At 63.2% G+C, this 6785-nt stretch carries 5 protein-coding genes; all 5 read left to right on the top strand.

Translation table 11 applies throughout. The features are described 5' to 3' along the window. A partial coding sequence (locus ACE3S9_RS12245; RefSeq protein WP_374546741.1) for an electron transfer flavoprotein subunit alpha/FixB family protein occupies nucleotides 1–1100 on the top strand: 1100 nt, incomplete at its 5' end. Nucleotides 1101–1170: 70 nt separating this feature from the next. Further along, entirely contained in the window at nucleotides 1171–2478 is a 1308-nt protein-coding gene (locus ACE3S9_RS12240) for an FAD-dependent oxidoreductase (RefSeq protein WP_374546740.1), read from the top strand. 67 nt (nucleotides 2479–2545) lie between these two features. Further along, entirely contained in the window at nucleotides 2546–2845 is a 300-nt protein-coding gene (locus tag ACE3S9_RS12235) for a ferredoxin family protein (RefSeq protein WP_374546739.1), read from the top strand. Between the two features lie 560 nt (nucleotides 2846–3405). Further along, complete coding sequence (locus ACE3S9_RS12230) at nucleotides 3406–6546, top strand: efflux RND transporter permease subunit (RefSeq protein WP_374546738.1); 3141 nt, start codon at nucleotides 3406–3408, stop codon at nucleotides 6544–6546. Further along, the coding region (locus ACE3S9_RS12225) for a hypothetical protein (protein ID WP_374546737.1) at nucleotides 6543–6785 on the top strand (243 nt) is incomplete at its 3' end. The genes ACE3S9_RS12230 and ACE3S9_RS12225, both read left to right, overlap by 4 nt.

Raw genomic sequence — 6785 nt, 5'->3', positions numbered from 1 at the left:
ACCAGAAACCCGCGCCGCAGGCGGCAGGCAGCCGCGCTTCGATGAAGAAGGAGCTGCCGGAGAAATATCGCGATCACAAGCACGTCTGGGTGTTCATGGAGATGGAGCGCGGCGTCGTGCATCCCGTGTCGTTCGAACTGCTCGGCGAAGGCCGCAAGCTGGCCGACAAGCTCGGCGTCGAACTGGCCGGCGTCGTGATGGGTCCTCCGGGCGAGGATGTGAAGCACGCCGCGCAGGAAGCCTTCGCCTATGGCGCCGACCTTTGCTACATCGTCGAAAATCCGGTGCTCGCCGACTACCGCAACGAGCCCTATTCCAAGGGGCTGACGGCGCTGGTCAATGCGCACAAGCCGGAAATCCTGCTGCTCGGCGCGACCACGCTCGGCCGCGATCTCGCCGGCTCGGTCGCCACAACGCTGCTGACGGGCCTGACCGCCGATTGCACCGAATTGAACGTGGACGACGACAAGTCGCTCGCCGCGACCCGCCCGACCTTCGGCGGCTCCCTGCTCTGCACCATCTACACGCTGAACTATCGCCCGCAGATGGCGACCATCCGTCCGCGCGTCATGGCGATGCCGGAGCGTCAGGACGGACGCGAAGGCCGCATCGTGCCTTTCGCCATCGACTTGCAGGAATCGGACATCATCACGAAGATTCTGAGTTTCGTGCCGGATCGCGATTCCAACAAGTCGAACCTGGCCTTCGCCGATGTGGTCGTCGCCGGCGGCATGGGCCTGCAGAGCCCGGAAAATTTCCAGCTCGTGAAAAATCTCGCCTCGGTGCTCGGCGCCGAATTCGGCGCCTCCCGCCCGCTGATCCAGAAGGGTTGGGTGACCTCGGACCGCCAGATCGGCCAGACCGGCAAGACCATCCGGCCGAAGCTCTATATCGCCGCCGGCATTTCGGGCGCGATCCAGCATCGCGTCGGCGTCGAGGGCGCCGATCTGATCGTGGCGATCAATACCGACAAGAACGCGCCGATCTTCGATTTCGCCCATCTCGGCATCGTGACCGACGCGATCCGCTTCCTGCCCGCCCTCACCGAGGCGTTCCGCAAGCGGCTTTCCCCCCATTCCAAAGACCGGCTCGCCGGGTGAACCCTTATTCAACGCATATTCTGATCCGAAAAGTCTGCAAGTTTTCGGGAATGTGCTCGAGGAGCTAACAATGATCGACGAAAAATTCGACGCGATCGTCATCGGCGCCGGCATGGCCGGCAATGCGGCGGCCTATACGATGGCCTCGCGCGGTCTCAAGGTGCTCCAGCTCGAGCGCGGCGAATATCCCGGCTCCAAGAATGTGCAGGGCGGCATTCTCTATGCCGACATGCTGGAAAAGATCGTGCCGGATTTCCGCAATGAGGCGCCGCTGGAGCGCCGGCTGATCGAACAGCGCTTCTGGTTCATGACCGACAAAGCGCATACTGGCATGCATTACCGGAACGACGACTTCAACGAGGAGAAGCCGAACCGCTACACCATCATCCGCTCGCAATTCGACCGCTGGTTCGCCAAACAGGCGCAGGCGCAGGGCGCGATCCTGCTGTGCGAGACCACGGCAATCGAACTGATCCGCGACGCTTACGGCAAGGTGGTGGGCGTGCGCACCGACCGCTCGGGCGGCCCGGTCCATGCCGATGTCGTGGTGCTGGCAGAAGGCGTCAACGGTCTCCTCGGCACCCGCTCGGAACTGCGTCCGCGCCCGAAGGCCGCCCATGTCGCGCTGGCCGTCAAGGAAATGCATTTCCTGCCGCCGGAAGTCATCGAAGCCCGCTTCAACATCAAGGGCGACGAAGGCGCCGTGATCGAGGCCGCCGGAACCATTTCCGAAGGCATGGCCGGCATGGGCTTCATCTATACCAACAAGGAAAGCATTTCGGTCGGCATTGGCTGCCTGGTGTCCGACTTCGCCCAGAGCGAGACGTCGCCGGCGCAATTGCTCGACACTTTCAAGCGCCATCCGTCCGTCGCGCCGCTGCTCGCCGGCTCCGAGGTCAAGGAATATGCCGCCCATCTCATTCCGGAAGGCGGCTACAAGGCCATTCCGCAATTATATGGCGACGGCTGGGTGATCTGCGGCGACGCCGGCCAGCTCAACAACGCCATCCATCGCGAGGGCTCCAACCTCGCCATGACCTCCGGCCGCATCGCCGGCGAGGCGATCTTCCAGATCAAGTCGCGGCGCGAGCCGATGAATGCGGCCAATCTCTCGCTCTACAAGAAAATGCTGGAGGAGAGTTTCGTCCTGAAGGACCTGAAGAAGTACAAGGACATGCCCGAGCTTCTTCACACCCAGGCCCAGAACCTGTTCCTGACCTATCCGCAGCTTGTCTCCAAGGCGATGGAGAATTTCGTCCGCGTCGACGGCAAGCCGAAGATCGACAAGGAAAAAGACACCGTCAGCCGGTTCCGCAAGGCGCGCGGCACGTTCGGCCTGATCGGCGACGCTTTCCGCCTCGCCCGCGCATGGCGGTAATGCCTGGTGTTGAAATAAGGCGCTGATCGGCGCCGCCGAACTTCCTGCAGCGAAAGGGGAGATGTCCATGTCACTCGAAGGCCAGTTCCAGAAGGTTGAGGAAAAACTCTTCCAGAACCGCTATTTGGTCGATTCCGGCCAACCCCATATCCAAGTCAAGCCGCATGAAAAGCCGTCGCAGAACCTGCTGGCCATGACCCATCTGTGCCCGGCCGGCTGCTATTCGCTGGCCGAAACCGGCCAGGTCGAGCTGACCGCCGACGGCTGCCTCGAATGCGGCACCTGCCGCGTGCTCTGCGAGGAATCCGGCGACATCACCTGGAACTATCCGCGCGGCGGCTACGGCATCCTGTTCAAATTTGGCTGAGACCGACAGACCGGCGCGCTGCATCTGGCCGCTCGCCGAGATCCATCGCTCTGCTCTACGCGCTCCGCGAAATCGGGAGCGCGCGATGGAAAGCCATCGGCCGGAAACGGCGCCACCCGAGCGTGTGGACGACTTTTTCGCCCGGCGGCGATAGGCCTTCATCGAACCGAGCGCGCCTTGGCTCGCACAGCGGCGGGGGACACTGCCCGCCTCCGCGACGCCCCGAAACGCCGGGCTGACGATTTCGTCGAGGCCCTCTCGGCTCGTTTCAGCGGTCGCCCGGCGTCCCGCTGATCGGCGAGCGCGACGGCCTGCCTTTTCCCCATAGAAAATGCTTCCACACCAGGGCGGAAGAACGCCCAAAAATCCTCGCGCGCGCCTTATGGGAGAATTTTCTCCGCAATGTGGCGTTTTCCGGCGCGAGACCGATGCGTGCGCGCAAAGGACCGCCTGCCCTCCCGCAAGCATCGAGACCGCCTCTCTTTTTTGCACCGCGGAACTTGCTGGTATAAGGAGCCGCCCTTTTTTGATTCAGCGGTCACCTGGACCTCGGCTTTCGCATGTGGATCGTCAGAGTAGCGCTTCAGCGCCCCTATACCTTCATCGTCATGGCGCTGCTGATCGTTCTGGCGACGCCCTATGTCCTGCTGACCATGGCGACGGACATCCTGCCGGACATCAATATCCCGGTTATCAGCGTCATCTGGAACTATACCGGGTTGTCGGCGCAGGAGATGGGCTTTCGCATCATCGGCCCAGCGGAGCGTATCCTGACCACCACGGTCAGCGATATCGAACATGTCGAGTCGCAGTCCTACAACGGCGTCGGCGTCATCAAGATCTTCTTCCAGCCCGGCGCCAATATCGGCACGGCGATCGCCCAGACGCTGGCGAGCGAGCAGGTCATGCTGAAAAGCCTGCCGCCGGGATCGACGCCGCCGCTCATCATTACCTATTCCGCCTCCGCCATTCCTGTCACCCAGCTCGCCCTGTCGAGCCAGACGCTGCCCGAACAGGCTTTGTTCGACAATGGTTTCAACGTCCTGCGCCCGCCGCTCGTCACCATTCCCGGCGTCGCCATTCCCTATCCCTTCGGCGGCAAGCAGCGCATCATCTCGGTCGATCTCGACACGCAGGCCATGCTGGCAAAGGGACTGTCGCCGCTGGACGTGGTCAACGCCGTCAGCGCGCAGAACCTGATCCTGCCGTCCGGAACGGCCAAGATCGGGCCGACCGAATTCGCTGTCGGCCTCAATGGCGCGCCGGGTTCGGTCGAGGAGCTGAACAATATCCCGGTCCGCACCGTCAATGGCGCAGTGACCTATCTGCGCGAGGTCGCCCATGTCCGCGACGGCTTCTCGCCCCAGACCAATGTCGTGCGCCTCGACGGCGTGCGCGGCGTGCTGATGTCGGTCATCAAGCAGGGTTCGGCCTCGACGCTCAATATCGTCTCGACGCTGAAAGAAACCCTGCCGCGAGCGCAAAAGCTCATTCCGCAGGAAATCAACGTCAAGCTGCTGTTCGACCAATCGGTCTATGTTCGCGCCGCCATTTCCGGCGTGCTGCACGAGGCTCTGATCGCCGCCGGCCTGACGGCTGCCTTGATCCTGCTGTTCCTTGGCAATTGGCGCGCGACCCTGATCATCGCGGTGTCGATCCCGCTGTCGATCCTGTCCTCGCTGGTGGTGCTGGATTTCATCGGCCAGACCATCAATATCATGACGCTCGGCGGCCTGGCGCTGGCGGTCGGCATTCTGGTCGACGATGCGACGGTGACGATCGAGAACATCGAGCGCCACCTCCACATGGGCAAGCCGGCCTATGACGCGATCTACGAGGGCGCCGGCGAGATCGCGCTTCCCGCTCTGGTCTCGACGCTCTGCATCTGCATCGTCTTCACGCCGATGTTCTTCCTGACCGGCGTGTCGAAATTTCTGTTCGTGCCGCTGGCGGAAGCCGTGGTCTTCGCCATGCTCGCTTCCTATATACTGTCGCGAACGCTGGTTCCGACCATGGCGCTGCTGCTGCTGAGGACGCCCGAGGAGTCGCACGGCCCGAAAAACGTATTCGACCGCATTCACCACGGTTTCAATGCGGGTTTCGAGAAACTGCGTGGGCTTTACGTTGTCCTGCTCAGCATGCTGCTCACGCGTCGAAAGATGGTCGGCCTCGCCTTTTTCGCCTTCTGGGCGGCCTCGCTCGGCCTTTATACGACCCTTGGCCGCGATTTCTTCCCGGCCGTCGACTCCACCAGCATCCGTCTGCACATGCGCGCGCCGACCGGCACCCGCATCGAGGAGACCGCACGGATCGCCGACGAGGTCGATTCCTTCATCCGCACGCAGATTCCTACCGAGGAACTCGTCAGCATCGTCGACAATATCGGCCTGCCCTATTCCGGCATCAACCTGTCCTATAGCAATGCCGGCACCATCGGCACGCTCGACGCCGAAATCATGATCGCGCTGTCGCCCGAGCATCGTCCCGCCCGCGTCTATATCGACAGGCTGCGCAAGACCTTGCCCGAGCGTTTCCCCGGCCTTGAATTCTTCTTCCAGCCAGCCGACATCATCACCCAGATCCTCAATTTCGGCCAGCCGGCAGCGATCAACGTCCAGCTGGTCGGCGCCAATGCCAACGACAGCTTCGCGCGGCTGGCCAAGCTCGCGGACGAGGTCAAGAAAATTCCAGGCGCCGTCGACGTCCATATCCTGCAAAGGCTCGATTTGCCCTCGCTGAGGCTGACCATGGACCGCACCCGGCTGCAGCAACTCAATCTCAACGCCTCGAGCGTCGCGCAGAACGTGCTGATCTCGCTGTCGGGCAGCGCCCAGACCACGCCGACCTTCTGGCTTAGCCCGAAGAACGGGATCTCATACAACATCACCGCCCAGACGCCGCAATATCGCATCAATTCCGTCGACGACATCCTGAGCACGCCGATCAACGCCGGCGCCGGCGGCGCGCCGCAATTGCTCGGCAATCTCGCCACGGTCGATCCGGGCGTCGAGGCGGCCATCGTGTCGCATTTCAACCTGCGCCCGGTGATCGATCTCTATGTCAGCGTCGAGGGCCGCGATCTCGGCGGGGTTTCGCGCGACATCCAGAAGCTCGTCGACGACATGCGTCCCTCTCTGCCGCGCGGCTCCGAAATCGCGGTGCGCGGACAGGTCGCCACCATGCAGACCTCCTATATCGGGCTGGGAGCCGGCGTGCTGGTCGCCATCGTGCTCGTCTACCTGCTGCTGGTGGTCAATTTCCAGTCGCTGCTCGATCCGCTCATCATCATCAGCGCCTTGCCCGCCGCGCTCGCCGGCATCGGCTGGATGCTGTTTCTCACCGGAACGCCGCTTTCGGTGCCGGCCCTCACCGGCGCGATCATGACCACGGGCGTCGCCACCGCCAATTCGGTGCTGATGGTCGCCTTCGCCCGTGAAAGGCTCGCCCATGGCGAACCGCCGCTGGCGGCGGCGCTCGAAGCCGGCGCGACCCGTATCCGTCCCGTGCTTATGACCGCCTTCGCCATGATCGTTGGCATGATTCCCATGGCGCTCGGCCTCGGCGAAGGCGCCGAGCAGAACGCGCCTTTGGGCCGCGCGGTGATCGGCGGCCTTGTTTTCGCAACTTTCTCGACCCTGCTTTTCGTGCCGCTGGTCTTCGCCGGCGCGCATTCCTTCCGCCGCAGAGCCCATGCGCCATGACGAAAGACACCCATCAATCCCTTGGCATCCGCAATGAAGACGGGGCTATGCATTTCCCGAAGCGCCGCGCGGTGTGGCGCACGGCGGTGCTGTTCGGCCTCGTGTTCGGCGTGATCCTCGTCATCGGCGCCGTGCGGGTGCTGTGGAGCCGCGGCGCGGCCGAGGCCGCCCTGACCGAACAGACCGCCCAAGGCCAGAAGATCTTCGTGCGCACCGTCGCGCCGGCGCCGAGCAAGAGC

Source organism: Rhodoblastus sp., from assembly GCF_041915505.1.
Classification (GTDB): domain Bacteria; phylum Pseudomonadota; class Alphaproteobacteria; order Rhizobiales; family Beijerinckiaceae; genus Rhodoblastus.
Note: the sequence above shows the minus strand (reverse complement) of the source record. Positions and strands in the feature narration are given on the sequence as shown.